Raw genomic sequence first — 17,700 nt, 5'->3', positions numbered from 1 at the left:
TGTACAGCAAGGCTATCGTGACCCCAGTCACGGGGCCATCCGGCGGCCTGTGGCACAGGGGGTGGACACCCCAGCCGGGAGCCGGGTCCAGTGCTTGCAATCGCGGGCGAAGTGGGGTAGACAAGTAGGTTGCTTTGCCGTATCGTAGATATTTGCGTCTTCCCTGTTTACCTTCAGCCTTCATATAGCGGTGGGCTTAGCCTGGCAGCTGCGCCATCATTGTGCCGTCTACAACGTGCACCACCATGGCCAGCGCGGGTCCCGGGTCATATAGCGGAACCGGACTGGTAGCACTGCGGAGTCACTCCGCAGGGTGCATAGCGGGGGAGATCTGAAAACGCCTGAAGGTCTGTGGAAGGATCCCTCTTGGTCGCCTCGAGCACCTCTAATGTAAACAACGCTGCAACCGCTATCAATGCCGACAGTACCGACGGTGCAACCCGCCGGCTCTCATTCGCAAAGATTCACGAACCTCTTGACGTTCCGAACCTGCTTGCCCTGCAGACGGACAGCTTTGACTGGCTGGTCGGAAACGAACGCTGGCAGGCACGCGTCGCCAAAGCCGTCGAAGAAGGCGACCTCAGCGTCGCCACCTCCTCGGGTTTGTCGGACATCTTTGAAGAGATCTCCCCGATCGAGGATTTCCAGGGCACCATGTCCCTGAGCTTCTCGGAGCCGGAGTTCGCTGATCCGAAGTACACCATGGCTGAATGCAAGGACCGGGACGCAACGTACTCGGCTCCGCTGTATGTCAAGGCCGAATTCATGAACAACAACACGGGCGAAATCAAGCAGCAGACCGTGTTCATGGGTGACTTCCCGCTGATGACCGAGAAGGGCACCTTCGTCGTCAACGGCACCGAGCGTGTTGTTGTCTCGCAGCTGGTCCGTTCCCCGGGCGCCTACTTTGAGCGCACCGCCGACAAGACCAGCGACAAGGACATCTTCACCGCGAAGATCATCCCGTCCCGCGGCGCCTGGTTTGAACTCGAAATCGACAAGCGCGACCAGGTCGGCGTTCGCCTCGACCGTAAGCGCAAGCAGTCCGTCACGGTGCTGCTGAAGGCCCTCGGCTGGACCGAAGGCCAGATCCTCGAAGAGTTCGGCCAGTACGACTCCATGCGCGCAACGCTGGAGAAGGACGCCACCGAAACCCGCGAAGATGCCTTGCTGGACATCTACCGGAAGCTGCGACCGGGCGAGCCGCCCACGGTCGAGGCTGCCCAGTCCCTGCTGGACAACCTGTACTTCAACTCCAAGCGCTACGATCTGGCCAAGGTTGGCCGCTACAAGATCAACCGCAAGCTCGGCATCGACCGCTCCCTTGGTGACAAGGAAGCCTCAGTGCTGCACGTTGAAGACATCGTCGCCATGATCAAGTTCCTCGTTGCCCTGCACGCCGGTGAGAAGACCCTCACGGGTAAGCGCGACGGCCAGGACCACGAGCTCCGTGTGGAGATCGATGACATCGACCACTTCGGCAACCGCCGTATCCGCGCCGTCGGCGAGCTCATCGAGAACCAGGTCCGCACCGGCCTGTCCCGGATGGAGCGCGTTGTCCGCGAACGGATGACGACCCAGGACGTCGAGGCCATCACGCCGCAGACCCTGATCAACATCCGTCCCGTTGTGGCAGCGATCAAGGAGTTCTTCGGAACCTCCCAGCTGTCCCAGTTTATGGACCAGAACAACCCGCTCTCGGGTCTGACCCACAAGCGCCGCCTGTCCGCACTCGGCCCGGGCGGTCTGTCCCGTGACCGTGCAGGCATGGAAGTCCGAGACGTTCACCCGTCCCACTACGGACGTATGTGCCCCATCGAAACTCCTGAAGGCCCGAACATCGGCCTGATCGGTTCGCTGGCGTCCTACGGGCGGATCAACCCGTTCGGATTCATCGAAACCCCGTACCGCCTCGTGGCTGAAGGGGTCGTCTCCGACGAGGTCGAGTACCTCACGGCCGATGACGAAGCTGAAGTCCTGATTGCACAGGCCAACGCTCCGCTCGATCAGAACAAGAAGTTCGCCGAGGATACCGTCCTCGTGCGTGCCCGTGGTGGTGGAGGCGAGCCCGTGCTGGTTCCCGCCGCCGAGGTCGAGTTCATGGACGTCTCCCCGCGCCAGATGGTGTCAGTGGCTACCGCCCTGATCCCGTTCCTCGAGCATGACGATGCCAACCGCGCACTTATGGGTGCCAACATGCAGCGCCAGGCCGTGCCGCTGGTCCGTTCCGAGGCGCCGTTCGTCGGCACCGGCATGGAGCGTGCCGCAGCCGTCGACGCCGGTGACGTCACCATCGCGAAGAAGGCAGGTGTGGTGACCGAGGTCTCCGCTGAGCTGGTCATCGTGTTGAACGACGACGGTACGGAAACCAACTACCGCATCAACAAGTTCGCCCGCTCCAACCAGGGCAACTGCTACAACAACCGCGTTCTGGTGAACGAAGGCCAGCGCCTGGAAGTCGGCGGCATCATCGCTGACGGCCCGGCAACGGACCAGGGCGAACTGGCCCTCGGTAAGAACCTGCTCGTGGCATTTATGTCATGGGAAGGCCACAACTTCGAGGATGCCATCATCCTGTCCCAGCGGATCGTGGCTGAGGACGTTCTTTCCTCCATCCACATCGAGGAGCACGAGATCGACGCCCGCGACACCAAGCTTGGTGCCGAGGAAATCACCCGTGACATCCCCAACGTGTCCGAGGAAGTTCTCGCCGGCCTGGACGAGCGCGGCATCATCCACATCGGTGCCGAGGTTGAAGCAGGCGACATCCTGGTCGGAAAGGTCACCCCGAAGGGCGAGACCGAGCTGACCCCGGAAGAGCGCCTGCTGCGCGCCATCTTCGGTGAGAAGTCCCGCGAAGTGCGTGACACCTCCCTGAAGGTTCCGCACGGTGAGTCGGGCACTGTCATCGGTGTCCGCGTCTTCGACCGCGACAACGACGACGAGCTGCCCCCGGGCGTCAACCAGCTGGTCCGGGTGTACGTCGCTGCCAAGCGCAAGATCACCGACGGCGACAAGCTTGCCGGCCGTCACGGCAACAAGGGTGTTATCTCCAAGATCCTTCCGATCGAGGACATGCCCTTCCTTGCCGACGGTACCCCCGTTGATATTGTCCTGAACCCGCTGGGTGTTCCAGGCCGTATGAACGTCGGCCAGGTGCTGGAAACGCACCTCGGCTGGGTTGCCAAGACCGGCTGGAAGATCGAGGGCGAGCCCGAGTGGGTCAAGCAGCTGCCGAACCTGCCGCGCGAGAGTGGCCAGACCACTGTCGCCACGCCGGTCTTCGATGGTGCGCGGGAAGAGGAAATCACCGGTCTCCTCGACTCCACCAACGTCACCCGCGACGGCGTCCGCCTGATCAACTCCTCAGGCAAAACCCGCCTCTTCGACGGCCGCTCCGGCGAGCCGTTCCCGGATCCGATCTCGGTCGGCTACATGTACATCCTGAAACTCCACCACCTGGTGGACGACAAGATCCACGCGCGCTCCACCGGCCCGTACTCCATGATCACGCAGCAGCCGCTGGGTGGTAAGGCACAGTTCGGTGGCCAGCGCTTCGGTGAAATGGAAGTGTGGGCGCTCGAAGCTTACGGTGCCGCTTACACGCTTCAGGAACTCCTCACGATCAAGTCGGATGATATCCACGGTCGTGTGAAGGTCTACGAAGCCATCGTCAAGGGCGAGAACATCCCCGAGCCGGGCGTTCCTGAGTCCTTCAAGGTCTTGATCAAGGAAATGCAGTCGCTGTGCCTGAACGTGGAAGTTCTTTCCACGGACGGAACCACAATTGAAATGCGTGACTCTGATGACGCAGTCTTCACGGCTGCGGAAGAACTGGGCATCGATCTGTCTCGTGCAGAGCCCAGTTCCGTAGAAGAGGTTTAGCAGGCGTCCGACGGCGGGTGGTCCCCATCCGCCGTCGGCACCTCCCTCTTCCCGTAACCCAAGACTTCAGAATTTAGAGAACAAGAGAGAACAGGGACCATATGTCCAGCGAATCCTCCTTCGGCCTCATGCAGATCGGCCTCGCCACCGCGGAAGACATCCGTGGCTGGTCTTACGGCGAGGTTAAGAAGCCGGAAACCATCAACTACCGCACGCTCAAGCCTGAGAAGGACGGCCTCTTCTGCGAGAAGATCTTCGGCCCGTCCCGCGACTGGGAGTGCTACTGCGGTAAGTACAAGCGCGTGCGCTTCAAGGGCATCATCTGCGAGCGGTGTGGCGTTGAAGTCACCCGCGCCAAGGTGCGCCGTGAGCGTATGGGCCACATCGAGCTGGCCGCCCCGGTCACGCACATCTGGTACTTCAAGGGTGTTCCGTCCCGTCTGGGCTACCTCCTTGACCTGGCACCGAAGGACCTCGAAAAGGTCATCTACTTCGCCGCCTACATGATCACGAGCGTCGACGCCGACAGCCGCCACGAAGAACTGCCCAACCTCCAGGTTGAGCACGACATCGAGAAGAAGCAGCTGATCGACAACCGCGACTCCGACATCGCCACGATCGCCCGCGACCTCGAGAACGAGCTTGCCCGTCTCGAAGGCGAAGGCGCCAAGGCTGCCGACAAGAAGAAGGCCCGCGACTCCGCCGACCGCCAGATGGCTAACGTCCGCAAGCGCGCGGATGCTGAAATCGAGCGCCTCGAGCAGGTCTGGGACCGGTTCAAGAACCTCAAGGTCGCCGACCTCGAAGGTGACGAAGGCCTGTACCGCGAACTGCGTGACCGCTACGGCATGTACTTCGAAGGCTCCATGGGTGCCGAGGCGATCAAGAAGCGTCTTGAGAACTTCGACATGCAGGCCGAGTCGGACATGCTCCGGGACATCATCGCCAACGGCAAGGGCCAGCGCAAGACCCGCGCCCTGAAGCGGCTCAAGGTGGTCAACGCCTTCCTGACGACCAACAACAGCCCGCTCGGCATGGTGCTGGACGCGGTCCCGGTGATCCCGCCGGAACTGCGCCCGATGGTCCAGCTGGACGGCGGCCGCTTCGCGACCTCCGACCTCAACGACCTCTACCGCCGCGTGATCAACCGCAACAACCGGCTCAAGCGCCTGCTTGACCTCGGCGCTCCGGAGATCATCGTCAACAACGAGAAGCGGATGCTTCAGGAAGCCGTTGACAGCCTCTTCGACAACGGCCGCCGCGGCCGTCCGGTCACCGGACCGGGCAACCGTCCGCTGAAGTCCCTGTCCGACATGCTCAAGGGCAAGCAGGGCCGGTTCCGCCAGAACCTCCTCGGCAAGCGCGTTGACTACTCCGGCCGTTCGGTCATCGTCGTCGGCCCGCAGCTGAAGCTGCACCAGTGTGGTCTGCCGAAGCAGATGGCGCTGGAGCTCTTCAAGCCGTTCGTGATGAAGCGCCTGGTTGACCTCAACCACGCGCAGAACATCAAGTCGGCCAAGCGGATGGTTGAGCGTTACCGCCCGCAGGTCTGGGACGTCCTCGAAGAGATCATCACCGAGCACCCCGTGCTGCTGAACCGTGCACCCACCCTGCACCGTCTCGGCATCCAGGCGTTCGAACCGCAGCTTGTTGAAGGCAAGGCAATCCAGCTTCACCCGCTGGTTTGTGGCGCCTTCAACGCCGACTTCGACGGCGACCAGATGGCAGTGCACCTGCCGCTGAGCCCCGAAGCCCAGGCGGAAGCCCGGATCCTGATGCTGTCCTCGAACAACATCCTGAAGCCGTCCGACGGCCGCCCGGTGACCCTGCCGTCGCAGGATATGATCATCGGTCTCTACCACTTGACCACCAAGCGTGTCGGTTCAGCTGGCGAGGGCCGGATCTTCTCCTCGGTGTCGGAAGCCATCATGGCGTACGACCTGCACGAGCTGCACCTGAACTCCCAGGTCAAGATCCGGCTGGAGGGCTTTGTCCCTTACGCCGGCTGGGAAGCTCCGGAAGGCTACGAGCCGGGTCAGACCGTGCTCGTCCAGACCTCCCTGGGCCAGGTCCTCTTCAACGAGACCCTGCCCGCGGACTACCCGTGGGTGGAGAACGTTGCGGACAAGGGCGAACTGTCCACGATCGTCAACGATCTCGCAGAGCGCTACCCGAAGGTGATCACGGCGGCAACGCTGGACAACCTGAAGGATGCCGGTTTCTACTGGGCCACCCGGTCCGGCGTTACCGTCGCCATCTCCGACATCGAGGTACCCAAGGACAAGCCGCGGATCCTCGCCGGTTACGAGACCATGGCTGCCAAGATCCAGGGACAGTACGACAAGGGCCTGATCGACGACGACGAGCGTCGCCAGGAACTGATCGAGATCTGGAACAAGGCAACCAACGAAATCGCCCAGGCGATGCGTGACAGCCTGTCGCCGATGAACACCATCAACCGCATGGTCTCCTCGGGCGCACGTGGTAACTGGATGCAGGTTCGCCAGATCGCGGGTATCCGTGGCCTGGTGGCTAACCCTAAGGGCGAGATCATCCCGCGTCCGATCAAGTCCTCCTACCGCGAGGGCCTGTCGGTGCTGGAATACTTCATCGCCACGCACGGTGCCCGTAAGGGTCTGGCCGATACCGCACTGCGTACCGCCAACTCGGGTTACCTGACCCGCCGTCTGGTGGACGTCTCGCAGGACGTTATCGTTCGGGAAGAAGACTGCGGCACCGAGCGCGGCCTGATGACCGCCATTGCCGTGGCTGACGCCAACGGTGAGCTGGTCCTGGACGAGAACGTTGAGAACAGCGCGTACGCCCGGACCCTGGCCGTGGATGTCGTTGACTCCAAGGGCAAGGTTCTGGCAGCGGGCGGCACCGACTGCGGCGACGTTGTTATTGCCGAACTGTTCGCCGCCGGCATCACCGAGGTCAAGGTCCGCTCCGTACTCACCTGTGAGTCCAGCGTCGGCACCTGCGCCCTGTGCTACGGCCGTTCGCTCGCCACTGGTAAGACCGTCGACATCGGAGAGGCCGTGGGCATCATCGCCGCACAGTCCATCGGTGAGCCGGGTACCCAGCTGACGATGCGTACGTTCCACACCGGTGGTGCTGTCTCCTCCAGCGGCGGCGACGACATCACCCAGGGTCTGCCCCGTATCCAGGAGCTCTTTGAAGCCCGTACTCCGAAGGGTGTCGCGCCGATTGCTGAAGCAGCCGGCCGGATCACCATCGAAGAGTCCGAGCGCCAGATGCGCCTGGTCATCACCCCGGATGACGGATCCGAAGAGATCGCTTACCCGGTGCTGCGCCGTTCACGTCTTCTCATCGAAGACGGCGATCACGTCAGCGTCGGCCAGAAGCTCATCAACGGTCCGGTCGACCCCAAGCAGGTTCTGCGCATCATGGGCCCCCGGGCCGCGCAGAAGTTCCTGGTGGACGAAGTCCAGGGTGTGTACCGCAGCCAGGGCATCGGTATCCACGACAAGCACGTCGAGGTTATCGTCCGCCAGATGCTGCGCCGCGTCACTGTCATCGAGTCCGGCGAATCGGATCTGCTGCCCGGCGAGCTCGCCGAGCGCAGCCGCTTCGAAGATGCCAACCGCCGTGTTGTGTCCGAGGGCAAGACGCCGGCTTCCGGCCGTCCCGAGCTGATGGGCATCACCAAGGCGTCCCTGGCGACCGAGTCCTGGCTGTCCGCAGCTTCCTTCCAGGAAACCACCCGCGTCCTGACGCAGGCGGCCATGGAAGGCAAGAGCGATCCGCTGCTCGGCCTGAAGGAAAACGTCATCATCGGTAAGCTCATCCCGGCCGGCACGGGTCTCCCGCGCTACACCGAGGTCACGGTGGAGCCCACTGAAGAAGCAAAGGCCAATCTGTTTACCGGCCCCAGCGCGTTCAGTGACTTCTCCTACGATTCCCTGGGCGGCGACGGAGCTCCTGAGTTCCACGCCATCCCGCTGGATGACTACGACCTGGGCAGCGACTTCCGCTAAGCCGCCAGTTCGACGTCGGGCCCCGTCACCGCTCCGCCTAACAGCGGAGCGGAGGCGGGGCCTTTGCGTTTGCTGGGTTCGATTAAGGGCTGGCGGCGGGCCGTGTTAGACTTGAAACTAATTGTTATTGTGGCAGTGGATGAGTGCGCCGGTTACAGCTGAAAGGCTGGGCCAGGACGACGTTTCCGGTTTGCAGGGTTCTTGTGCAACGTATGCCACATTTTCGCATGCCTAGGGGCAAGGGTGGACATTAGTCCGCGGATCCCGGCGTGCGGCCCGACTATTAAGGCTTCGCCTCAGCTGCTCTGGAGAGAACTTCAAAGCTCGAGCGGCGGGGCGCAGCGACAAGAGAGCGGCCGCCAACGGCCGCTCCGGATAAAACGGAGAACACGAGAGTGCCTACGATTAACCAGCTGGTCCGCAAGGGCCGCACGCCTAAGGTCAAGAAGACCAAGGCCCCCGCGCTTAACGGCAGCCCGATGCGCCGCGGTGTTTGCACCCGCGTCTACACAACAACCCCGAAGAAGCCGAACTCGGCTCTGCGTAAGGTTGCACGTGTCCGCCTCAACGGTGGCGTTGAAGTTACCGCCTACATCCCCGGCGTGGGCCACAACCTGCAGGAGCACTCCATTGTGCTCGTCCGTGGTGGTCGCGTTAAGGACCTTCCGGGTGTCCGCTACAAGATCGTCCGTGGTGCCCTCGATACCCAGGGTGTCAAGAACCGTAAGCAGGCTCGTAGCCGCTACGGCGCAAAGATGGAGAAGAAGTAATATGCCTCGCAAGGGTCCGGCCCCCAAGCGGCCGCTAGTTCTAGATCCCGTTTACGGCTCCCCGCTGGTCACCCAGTTGATCAACAAGGTGCTCGTTGACGGCAAGAAGTCCACCGCCGAGCGTATCGTTTACGGTGCACTCGAAGGTGCTCGTGCCAAGTCCGGCGGCGACCCGGTTGCAGCCCTCAAGAAGGCCATGGAGAACGTCAAGCCTTCCCTCGAGGTCCGCTCCCGCCGCGTCGGTGGCGCTACCTACCAGGTTCCGGTTGAGGTCAAGCCGGGCCGCTCCACCGCCCTCGCCCTGCGCTGGCTGGTTGGGTACTCCAAGGCCCGCCGCGAGAAGACGATGACCGAGCGCCTCCAGAACGAAATTCTGGATGCCTCCAACGGTCTCGGTGCCGCTGTGAAGCGCCGCGAAGACACCCACAAGATGGCCGAGTCCAACAAGGCCTTCGCACACTACCGCTGGTAATACTTCCCGGACGCCGCCGGCTCAACCGAGCCGGCGGCGGACGTGCAGTCCATCCGAAAGGGAGACACCGTGGCACAGGACGTGCTTACTGACCTTAGCAAGGTCCGCAATATCGGCATTATGGCCCACATTGATGCCGGCAAGACCACTACTACCGAGCGCATCCTGTTTTACACAGGTGTGAACCACAAAATCGGCGAAACGCACGACGGCGCTTCGACGACTGACTGGATGGAACAGGAAAAGGAACGCGGCATTACCATCACGTCTGCCGCCGTGACCTGCTTCTGGGAGAACAACCAGATCAACATCATTGACACCCCCGGGCACGTTGACTTCACTGTTGAGGTGGAGCGCTCCTTGCGCGTCCTCGACGGTGCCGTTGCCGTGTTCGATGGCAAGGAAGGTGTGGAGCCGCAGTCTGAGACTGTCTGGCGCCAGGCGGACAAGTACAACGTCCCGCGCATCTGCTTCGTCAACAAGATGGACAAGCTCGGTGCTGATTTCTACTTCACCGTAGATACCATCATCAGCCGCCTCGGCGCCAAGCCGCTGGTTATGCAGCTGCCGATCGGCGCCGAGAACGACTTCGTCGGCGTCGTCGACCTGCTCTACATGCGCGCACTGGTGTGGCCCGGCGACTCCAAGGGTGACGTCACCATGGGTGCCAAGTACGAGATCCGCGAGATCCCGGCGGACCTCCAGGAAAAGGCCGAGGAGTACCGCGCAACGCTCGTTGAGACCGTAGCGGAGTCCTCCGAAGAGCTGATGGAGAAGTACCTCGAAGGTGAAGAAATCACCACCGATGAACTCAAGGCCGGCATCCGAAAGATGACGATCAACTCCGAGCTGTACCCGGTCTTCTGCGGCTCCGCGTTCAAGAACCGCGGCGTCCAGCCGATGCTCGATGCCGTGGTGGACTACCTGCCGAACCCGCTCGACGTCCCGCCGATGATCGGTCACGATCCCCGCGACGAAGAGAAGGAACTGACGCGCAAGCCGTCTTCCGAGGAGCCGTTCTCGGCTCTGGCGTTCAAGATCGCTACGCACCCGTTCTTTGGTCAGCTCACCTTCATCCGCGTGTACTCCGGTCACGTGGAGGCAGGCTCCCAGGTGGTCAACTCCACCAAGGGCAAGAAGGAGCGCATCGGCAAGCTGTTCCAGATGCACGCCAACAAGGAAATGCCCGTTGAGGGCGCTACCGCCGGCCACATCTACGCAGCGATCGGTCTGAAGGACACCACCACGGGCGACACCCTGTGTGATTCTTCGAACCAGATCGTCCTGGAGTCCATGAGCTTCCCGGAGCCCGTGATCTCTGTTGCGATCGAGCCGAACACCAAGGGCGACCAGGAGAAGCTTTCCACGGCCATCCAGAAGCTCTCCGCTGAGGACCCGACCTTCCAGGTCTCCCTCAACGAGGACACGGGCCAGACCATCATCGCCGGCATGGGCGAACTCCACCTGGATATCCTGGTGGACCGCATGCGCCGCGAATTCAAGGTCGAGGCGAACGTGGGCAAGCCCCAGGTCGCTTACCGCGAAACCATCAAGCGTGCTGTGGAGCGTCACGACTACACACACAAGAAGCAGACCGGTGGTTCGGGCCAGTTCGCTAAGATCCAGATTGCGATCGAGCCGCTGGACACGTCCGAGGGCGAGATGTACGAGTTCTCGAACAAGGTCACCGGCGGCCGCATTCCGCGCGAATACATTCCCTCGGTTGACGCTGGCATCCAGTCTGCGCTGAACGACGGCGTCCTGGCCGGCTACCCGGTTGTCGGCATCAAGGCCACGCTGATTGACGGCGCGTACCACGACGTTGACTCCTCGGAAATGGCGTTCAAGATCGCCGGGCGGATGGCTTTCAAGGAAGCTGCACGCAAGGCGAACCCCGTTCTGCTCGAACCGCTGATGGATGTCGAGGTCCGCACCCCTGAGGAATACATGGGTGAAGTTATCGGTGACCTCAACTCCCGCCGCGGCCAGATGCAGTCCATGGAAGACGCGCAGGGTGTCAAGGTCATCCGTGCGCACGTCCCGCTGTCCGGCATGTTCGGCTACATCGGTGACCTGCGCTCGAAGACCCAGGGCCGTGCTGTGTACTCCATGACGTTCAACAGCTACGCCGAGGTCCCGAAGGCAGTCGCCGACGAGATCATCCAGAAGAACCGCGGCGAGTAGCCTCCAAGGCTTCCGCAGCAACAAACTCGGGTGCGTTTCCGGTTCCGGAAATTCACCTGGTGCAGGTGGCCGGCTTCGGTCCGCCGGACCGGCCACCAGCACCGACAGGCTCAAGGGACTAGTATTAGTTCCTGAATCTGCAATTTCATCAATCCAAAGCCCCCCAAGTAGACTTACTGAAGTTTCGCCGCGACAAGCGCGGTCGAAGGGTAAGTCATTTGAAAACGTTCTAGGAGGAACCTGTGGCAAAGGCAAAGTTCGAGCGGACTAAGCCGCACGTTAACATCGGCACCATTGGTCACGTTGACCACGGTAAGACGACGTTGACGGCCGCGATTTCCAAGGTGCTGTACGACAAGTACCCGACTCTCAACGAGCAGCGCGACTTCGCGTCCATTGACTCTGCTCCCGAAGAGCGTCAGCGCGGCATTACCATCAACATCTCCCACGTTGAGTACCAGACCGAGAAGCGCCACTACGCACACGTAGACGCTCCGGGTCACGCTGACTACATCAAGAACATGATCACCGGTGCCGCACAGATGGACGGTGCGATCCTTGTGGTTGCCGCCACTGACGGCCCGATGGCTCAGACCCGCGAGCACGTTCTGCTGGCCCGCCAGGTTGGCGTTCCCTACCTGCTGGTCGCGCTGAACAAGTCGGACATGGTCGATGACGAAGAGCTCCTCGACCTCGTCGAAATGGAAGTTCGCGAGCTGCTTTCGGCTCAGGGCTTCGATGGCGACAACGCCCCGGTTGTGCGCGTTTCCGGTCTGAAGGCCCTCGAAGGCGACCCGGTTTGGGTCAAGTCCGTCGAGGACCTTATGGAAGCTGTCGACGAGTCCGTTCCGGACCCCGTCCGTGACCGTGACAAGCCGTTCCTGATGCCGATCGAAGATGTCTTCACGATCACCGGCCGTGGCACCGTTGTAACGGGCCGCGCCGAGCGTGGAACCCTCGCCATCAACTCCGAGGTCGAGATCGTCGGCATCCGCCCGGTCCAGAAGACCACGGTGACCGGTATCGAGATGTTCCACAAGCAGCTCGACGAAGCATGGGCCGGCGAGAACTGTGGCCTCCTGCTCCGCGGTCTGAAGCGTGACGATGTTGAGCGTGGCCAGGTTGTCGTCAAGCCGGGTTCCATCACCCCGCACACCGACTTCGAGGCTAACGTCTACATCCTCTCCAAGGACGAAGGCGGGCGTCACAACCCGTTCTACTCCAACTACCGCCCGCAGTTCTACTTCCGCACCACGGACGTAACCGGCGTCATCACCCTGCCGGAAGGCACGGAAATGGTTATGCCCGGCGACAACACTGAAATGAGCGTTGCGCTCATCCAGCCCATCGCCATGGAAGACGGCCTCGGCTTCGCTATCCGCGAAGGCGGCCGCACCGTTGGTTCGGGACGCGTTACCAAGATCCTCAAGTAATACTTGCTGATCCGAGTTAGTCGCTGACCGGTCCGGCTGCCTGACGGCCGCCGTTAAGCAAGGAACAGCCCCGCTGCACTGCAGCGGGGCTGTTCTTTTTAACGTCCTGCTACCGTTGCAGGTGAAGAGAGGAGTCCGGCATGGAATGGATCATTTTCCTCGTGGTTGTCCTTGCTGTCGTCGCGGGCGGCTTGTGGGCCAAGAGGTACTTCCGGCACGAAATCAAGCGGGCGAAGCGGATCGACCGCGCCAACAAGCGCCAGTAGCCGCGCCGGCGGGCTAGGGATCGGATCGACTTTTCCGGGCCCGGCTTAGTGCCTGATACCAGTAGAACGAGTCCTTGGGCGTGCGCTCCTGGGTGTCAAAATCCACGTGGATCAGGCCGAAGCGCTGGGAATAGCCGGCCGCCCATTCAAAGTTGTCCATCAGGGTCCACACGTAGTAACCAAGCAGTTCAACGTCCTCGGCGACGCCGCCAGGCGCCGTCGCATCCAGGGCATGGCCCAGATGGGCCGCGATGTATTTGATCCGGTCCGCATCCGCTATGGCGCCGGAGACGTGGTCGGGCTCCGGAAAGCTGGCGCCGCTTTCGGTGATATACAGCGGGGGCAGCGCTGCTCCATAGCGGTCTTTCAGCTCACGGAGCAGCAGGCCCAGGTGCTCCGGTGCCACCGGCCAGCCAAATCCAGTGGTCGGGTACTCCGGGAATGCCACCAGGTGGAAGGGCATCTTCAGCATGGCGTCCACGTTGCCCGCAGGGGTGTCGCCCTGGCCGCGTCCGGTCGCGACCTTCACCGGATAGTAATAGTTCAGCCCGTAAAAATCGAGGGGCTGGTGGATGGTCCGGAGGTCGTCGTCGGAGGCATTGCCGAGTGCGCGGAACCAGGGCCTCGCGATCAGGGGGACCTTCGGGTACCGCCCCAGGAGGATCGGATCCGCATAGACCCGGTTAAGGACCAGGTCAAAGATGTCGGCAAGCATCCGGTCCGTGACCGACCGGCCGGCCGGCCGCACCGGGGAGTGCAGGTTGGTGACACCCACGGCGCCGGCAACTCCCTCGGCCCGCAGCGCCTGTACGGCGAGGCCGTGGCCCAACAGCTGGTGGTGGACGGCGGGCAGGGAGTCAAAGAGCAGCTCCCGGCCCGGCGCGTGCACCCCCAGGGCGTAGCCGTTGAGCGTCACGGATGCCGGTTCGTTCAGCGTTACCCACTGTGTTACGCGATCACCGAACCGGCGGCCGGCGGCCGCACTGTACTCCGCGAAGCGCTCCGCTGTGGAGCGGTTCAGCCAGCCGCCCCGGTGTTCGAGCGGCAGCGGAGTGTCCCAATGGTACAAGGTCGCCATCGGAGCGATGCCGGCCGCGAGCAGCTGGTCAATGAGCCGGTCGTAAAAGTCCAGCCCCTCGGTGTTGAACGGCCCGGACCCCTCCGGCTGGATGCGGGGCCAGGAGAGCGAGAAGCGGTAGGAGTCGACGCCGAGAGTGCGCATCAGCTCGACGTCTTCGGGAGTGCGGTTGTAGTGGTCGCAGGCGACGGCGGGGGAGTGGCCGTCCCGGATGCTGCCTGGTTTCTGGACAAAGGCGTCCCAGCCGGAGGGGCCGCGGCCGCCGGCGTCCAGCGAACCTTCGATCTGGAAGGCGGCCGAGGCGACGCCCAACAGGAAATCCGGGCTCAAGCGGTCGGCAAGAGCCTGCAGCGCCACAGCATCCTGCACGGTCATCTGCCCATCATCCCCACGCTGCCTGCTGAAGGCAATGAGTGTCCATCCGTTCCGGCGTCGACCGGGCTGAGAGACTGCCGCTGGCGCGGTGCCCGGACCGCCCGCCGCGGCTGCCGATTCGCTTCTGCCCATAAATTCCGGCATACTAGATGAGTTGTTCAAGCGCTCTTTCGCGTCCCGATCCGGATAATGCCGGGTGTCAGGGTCCAAGTAGGAGACCAAACATAACCCACTCCCCATGGAACTGCGGATGTGTATGCGTGAAAAGCGCGACACGCCCGACCGCGGGGGTCGGTTACGCCGGCAGGTTGAGGAACCCGGATTTGTCCGGATTCAGCTTGTGCGGCGGGTGGTAGTTACGACTTCAATTGCCTCGGCAGCCACATGCAACACGCAAGTAAACAGAGCAGCCCTCACTGGAGCAGCACTAACTGAAAGAGAGTCAGGCGACATGGCGGGACAAAAAATCCGCATCCGGCTGAAGTCATACGACCACGAGGTCATTGACGTTTCAGCACGGAAGATCGTTGAGACGGTCACGCGCGCAGGCGCCACGGTAGTAGGCCCTGTGCCGCTGCCGACGGAGAAGAACATCTACTGCGTCATCCGCTCTCCGCACAAGTACAAGGACAGCCGTGAGCACTTCGAAATGCGTACTCACAAGCGTCTGATCGACATCATCGACCCCACGCCCAAGGCTGTTGATTCGCTTATGCGTCTCGACCTGCCGGCCGACGTGAACATCGAAATCAAGCTCTAGGGAGGTGCTGAGAGACTATGACCGCAACCCGTAACGTAAAGGGCCTGCTGGGCACGAAGCTCGGCATGACCCAGGTCTGGGACGAGAACAACAAGCTCATCCCCGTCACTGTGGTCCAGGCTGACTCCAACGTCATCACGCAGCTGCGCAATGCAGACACTGATGGCTATGTCGCCGTTCAGATCGGCTACGGCCAGATCGATCCCCGCAAGGTCACCAAGCCGCTGGCTGGTCACTTTGAAAAGGCAGGCGTCACGCCTCGCCGCCACGTCGTCGAACTGCGCACTGCAGATGCTGACTCTTACGAGCTGGGCCAGGAGCTCTCCGTAGAGCTCTTCGAAGCCGGCCAGAAGATCGACGTTGTTGGCACCACCAAGGGTAAGGGCTTCGCCGGTGTAATGAAGCGTCACGGCTTCCACGGCGTTGGAGCTTCCCACGGTGCACACAAGAACCACCGCAAGCCCGGTTCCATCGGTGGCGCATCCACCCCGAGCCGCGTCTTCAAGGGCATGAAAATGGCCGGCCGCATGGGCGCCGTTCGTCACACCACGCTGAACCTCACGGTCCACGCGGTTGACGTCGAGAAGTCGCTGCTCCTGATCAAGGGCGCCGTCCCCGGCGCCCGCGGCCAGGTCGTACTCGTACGCACCGCCGTGAAGGGAGCCTAGTTCAATGACTAGCACTGTCAAGGTTGACCTGCCTGCAGAGATCTTCGACGTACAGACCAACGTGCCGTTGCTGCACCAGGTCGTCGTTGCCCAGCTCGCTGCTGCTCGCCAGGGTACCCACAAGACCAAGACCCGCGCCGAGGTTTCCGGTGCAGGTCGCAAGCCGTTCAAGCAGAAGGGCACCGGCCGCGCCCGTCAGGGTTCAATCCGTGCTCCTCACATGACCGGTGGTGGCGTTGTCCACGGCCCCACGCCGCGTGACTACAGCCAGCGCACCCCCAAGAAGATGATTGCTGCTGCACTGCGCGGCGCTCTCTCTGACCGCGCCCGTAACGGCCGCATCCACGTCGTCGCTGAACTGGTAGCCGGCACCAAGCCGTCCTCCAGCGCAGCACTGGCAACCCTGCGAGGTGTCTCCGAGCGTAAGAACCTGCTCGTTGTCATCGAGCGCGCCAACGACGTTGCTGCACTCTCCGTGCGTAACCTCACGGATGTTCACGTTCTGTACGCAGACCAGCTGAACACCTACGACGTTCTCGTCTCCGATGACGTTGTCTTCACCAAGGCTGCCTACGAAGCATTCGTTGCTGACCGGGCAGTGGCAAAGAACCAGGAGGATGCCAAGTGAGTGCAGCCACCCTCAAGGATCCGCGCGACGTTGTGCTTGCACCCGTCGTCTCGGAAAAGAGCTACGGCCTGATCGACGAGGGCAAGTACACCTTCCTGGTGGACCCCCGCTCGAACAAGACCGAGATCAAGCTGGCCGTGGAGAAAATCTTCTCCGTCAAGGTCGACTCGATCAACACCATCAACCGTGCCGGTAAGCGCAAGCGCACCAAATTCGGATGGGGTACCCGCAAGAACACCAAGCGTGCAATTGTGAGCCTCAAAGAAGGCACTATCGACATCTTCGGCGGTCCGCTCTCGTAGCGGAGACCACTTTAACGAGGAAATAAATTATGGGAATCCGTAAATATAAGCCGACTACCCCGGGCCGTCGCGGCTCGAGCGTAGCGGACTTCACTGAAATCACGCGGTCGACGCCGGAAAAGTCGTTGGTACGTCCCCTCCCGAAAAAGGGTGGCCGTAACAACACCGGTAAGATCACGACCCGTCACAAGGGTGGTGGACACAAGCGCCAGTACCGTCTGATCGACTTCCGTCGCCACGACAAAGACGGCGTCAACGCCCGCGTTGCCGAAATCGAGTACGATCCGAACCGCACGGCTCGCATCGCACTCCTCCACTACGTTGATGGCACCAAGCGTTACATCATCGCCCCGAACAAGCTGTCCCAGGGTGACACGGTGGAAGCAGGTGCCGACGCTGATATCAAGCCCGGCAACAACCTTCCGCTGCGCAACATCCCGGTGGGTACCGTTATCCACGCAGTTGAACTGCGTCCGGGTGGCGGCGCCAAGATGGGCCGCTCTGCCGGTGCATCGATCCAGCTCGTGGCAAAGGAAGGCCGCTTCGCCCAGCTGCGTCTGCCTTCCGGCGAAATCCGCAACGTTGACGTGCGCTGCCGCGCAACCGTCGGCGAGGTCGGCAACGCCGAGCAGTCGAACATCAACTGGGGTAAGGCCGGCCGTATGCGCTGGAAGGGCGTTCGCCCGACCGTCCGTGGTGTCGCCATGAACCCGGTCGACCACCCCCATGGTGGTGGCGAGGGTAAGACGTCCGGTGGACGTCACCCCGTCAACCCGAACGGTAAGCGCGAAGGCCGCACCCGCCGTCCCAACAAAGAGAGCGACAAGCTTATTGTTCGTCGCCGTCGTACTGGCAAGAACAAGCGATAGGAGCCTGGA

At 62.2% G+C, this 17,700-nt stretch carries 13 protein-coding genes; 12 read left to right on the top strand and 1 reads right to left on the bottom strand.

Features of this window, described 5'->3' with window-relative positions:
• Positions 1-366: 366 nt before the first annotated feature.
• The 7 genes from rpoB (at position 367) to ABIB49_RS06100 (ending at position 13,011) form a co-directional block, all read left to right on the top strand.
• Positions 367-3,885 (top strand): DNA-directed RNA polymerase subunit beta, encoded by a 3,519-nt coding sequence (gene rpoB, locus ABIB49_RS06130; RefSeq protein WP_226774760.1) that lies wholly within the window; start codon positions 367-369, stop codon positions 3,883-3,885.
• A gap of 101 nt (positions 3,886-3,986) precedes the next feature.
• Positions 3,987-7,886: a DNA-directed RNA polymerase subunit beta' gene (locus ABIB49_RS06125; RefSeq protein ID WP_226774759.1), complete on the top strand. Its 3,900-nt coding sequence runs from the start codon at positions 3,987-3,989 to the stop codon at positions 7,884-7,886.
• A gap of 395 nt (positions 7,887-8,281) precedes the next feature.
• Entirely contained in the window at positions 8,282-8,656 is a 375-nt protein-coding gene (gene rpsL, locus ABIB49_RS06120) for a 30S ribosomal protein S12 (protein ID WP_011692814.1), read from the top strand.
• Position 8,657: 1 nt separating this feature from the next.
• On the top strand, positions 8,658-9,128 hold the full coding sequence (gene rpsG / locus ABIB49_RS06115; protein ID WP_011692813.1) for a 30S ribosomal protein S7: 471 nt from the start codon (positions 8,658-8,660) through the stop codon (positions 9,126-9,128).
• 69 nt (positions 9,129-9,197) lie between these two features.
• Positions 9,198-11,312, top strand: coding sequence for an elongation factor G (gene fusA / locus ABIB49_RS06110; RefSeq protein ID WP_226774758.1), 2,115 nt, complete (start codon positions 9,198-9,200; stop codon positions 11,310-11,312).
• A 242-nt stretch (positions 11,313-11,554) separates the two neighbouring features.
• Positions 11,555-12,745 (top strand): elongation factor Tu, encoded by a 1,191-nt coding sequence (gene tuf, locus ABIB49_RS06105; RefSeq protein WP_226774757.1) that lies wholly within the window; start codon positions 11,555-11,557, stop codon positions 12,743-12,745.
• Positions 12,746-12,885: 140 nt separating this feature from the next.
• Positions 12,886-13,011, top strand: coding sequence for a hypothetical protein (locus ABIB49_RS06100; RefSeq protein WP_283480268.1), 126 nt, complete (start codon positions 12,886-12,888; stop codon positions 13,009-13,011).
• Between the two features lie 13 nt (positions 13,012-13,024).
• Here the strand turns inward: ABIB49_RS06100 and ABIB49_RS06095 are convergent, their stop codons facing one another.
• Complete coding sequence (locus tag ABIB49_RS06095) at positions 13,025-14,464, bottom strand: GH1 family beta-glucosidase (RefSeq protein ID WP_354156812.1); 1,440 nt, start codon at positions 14,462-14,464, stop codon at positions 13,025-13,027.
• 451 nt (positions 14,465-14,915) lie between these two features.
• Between ABIB49_RS06095 and rpsJ the strand changes: the two genes are divergently transcribed.
• The 5 genes from rpsJ to rplB are packed head-to-tail and all read left to right on the top strand — an operon-like array spanning position 14,916 to position 17,691.
• Positions 14,916-15,224, top strand: coding sequence for a 30S ribosomal protein S10 (rpsJ, locus tag ABIB49_RS06090; RefSeq protein ID WP_038464699.1), 309 nt, complete (start codon positions 14,916-14,918; stop codon positions 15,222-15,224).
• A 17-nt stretch (positions 15,225-15,241) separates the two neighbouring features.
• Positions 15,242-15,892, top strand: coding sequence for a 50S ribosomal protein L3 (gene rplC, locus ABIB49_RS06085; protein ID WP_024366134.1), 651 nt, complete (start codon positions 15,242-15,244; stop codon positions 15,890-15,892).
• A 4-nt stretch (positions 15,893-15,896) separates the two neighbouring features.
• Entirely contained in the window at positions 15,897-16,520 is a 624-nt protein-coding gene (rplD, locus tag ABIB49_RS06080) for a 50S ribosomal protein L4 (RefSeq protein ID WP_056425230.1), read from the top strand.
• Entirely contained in the window at positions 16,517-16,822 is a 306-nt protein-coding gene (rplW, locus tag ABIB49_RS06075) for a 50S ribosomal protein L23 (RefSeq protein ID WP_056425233.1), read from the top strand. Before rplD ends, rplW begins: the two co-directional genes overlap by 4 nt.
• A gap of 29 nt (positions 16,823-16,851) precedes the next feature.
• Positions 16,852-17,691: a 50S ribosomal protein L2 gene (gene rplB / locus ABIB49_RS06070; RefSeq protein WP_226774755.1), complete on the top strand. Its 840-nt coding sequence runs from the start codon at positions 16,852-16,854 to the stop codon at positions 17,689-17,691.
• Positions 17,692-17,700: the final 9 nt, after the last annotated feature.

Origin of the sequence: Arthrobacter sp. UYCu512 (assembly GCF_040547075.1) — a bacterium.
Classification (GTDB): Bacteria; Actinomycetota; Actinomycetes; order Actinomycetales; family Micrococcaceae; genus Arthrobacter.
This window is presented reverse-complemented; position numbering and strand designations above follow the sequence as displayed.

What these genes read in the sequence shown, in the direction of transcription:
- ABIB49_RS06100 (WP_283480268.1), top strand. Translation starts at nt 12,886, where the DNA reads ATGGAATGGATCATTTTCCTCGTGGTTGTCCTTGCTGTCGTCGCGGGC.
- rplD (WP_056425230.1), top strand. Translation starts at nt 15,897, where the DNA reads ATGACTAGCACTGTCAAGGTTGACCTGCCTGCAGAGATCTTCGACGTA.
- rplC (WP_024366134.1), top strand. Translation starts at nt 15,242, where the DNA reads ATGACCGCAACCCGTAACGTAAAGGGCCTGCTGGGCACGAAGCTCGGC.
- rplB (WP_226774755.1), top strand. Translation starts at nt 16,852, where the DNA reads ATGGGAATCCGTAAATATAAGCCGACTACCCCGGGCCGTCGCGGCTCG.
- ABIB49_RS06125 (WP_226774759.1), top strand. Translation starts at nt 3,987, where the DNA reads ATGTCCAGCGAATCCTCCTTCGGCCTCATGCAGATCGGCCTCGCCACC.
- rpsG (WP_011692813.1), top strand. Translation starts at nt 8,658, where the DNA reads ATGCCTCGCAAGGGTCCGGCCCCCAAGCGGCCGCTAGTTCTAGATCCC.
- ABIB49_RS06095 (WP_354156812.1), bottom strand. Translation starts at nt 14,464, where the DNA reads ATGACCGTGCAGGATGCTGTGGCGCTGCAGGCTCTTGCCGACCGCTTG.
- rpsJ (WP_038464699.1), top strand. Translation starts at nt 14,916, where the DNA reads ATGGCGGGACAAAAAATCCGCATCCGGCTGAAGTCATACGACCACGAG.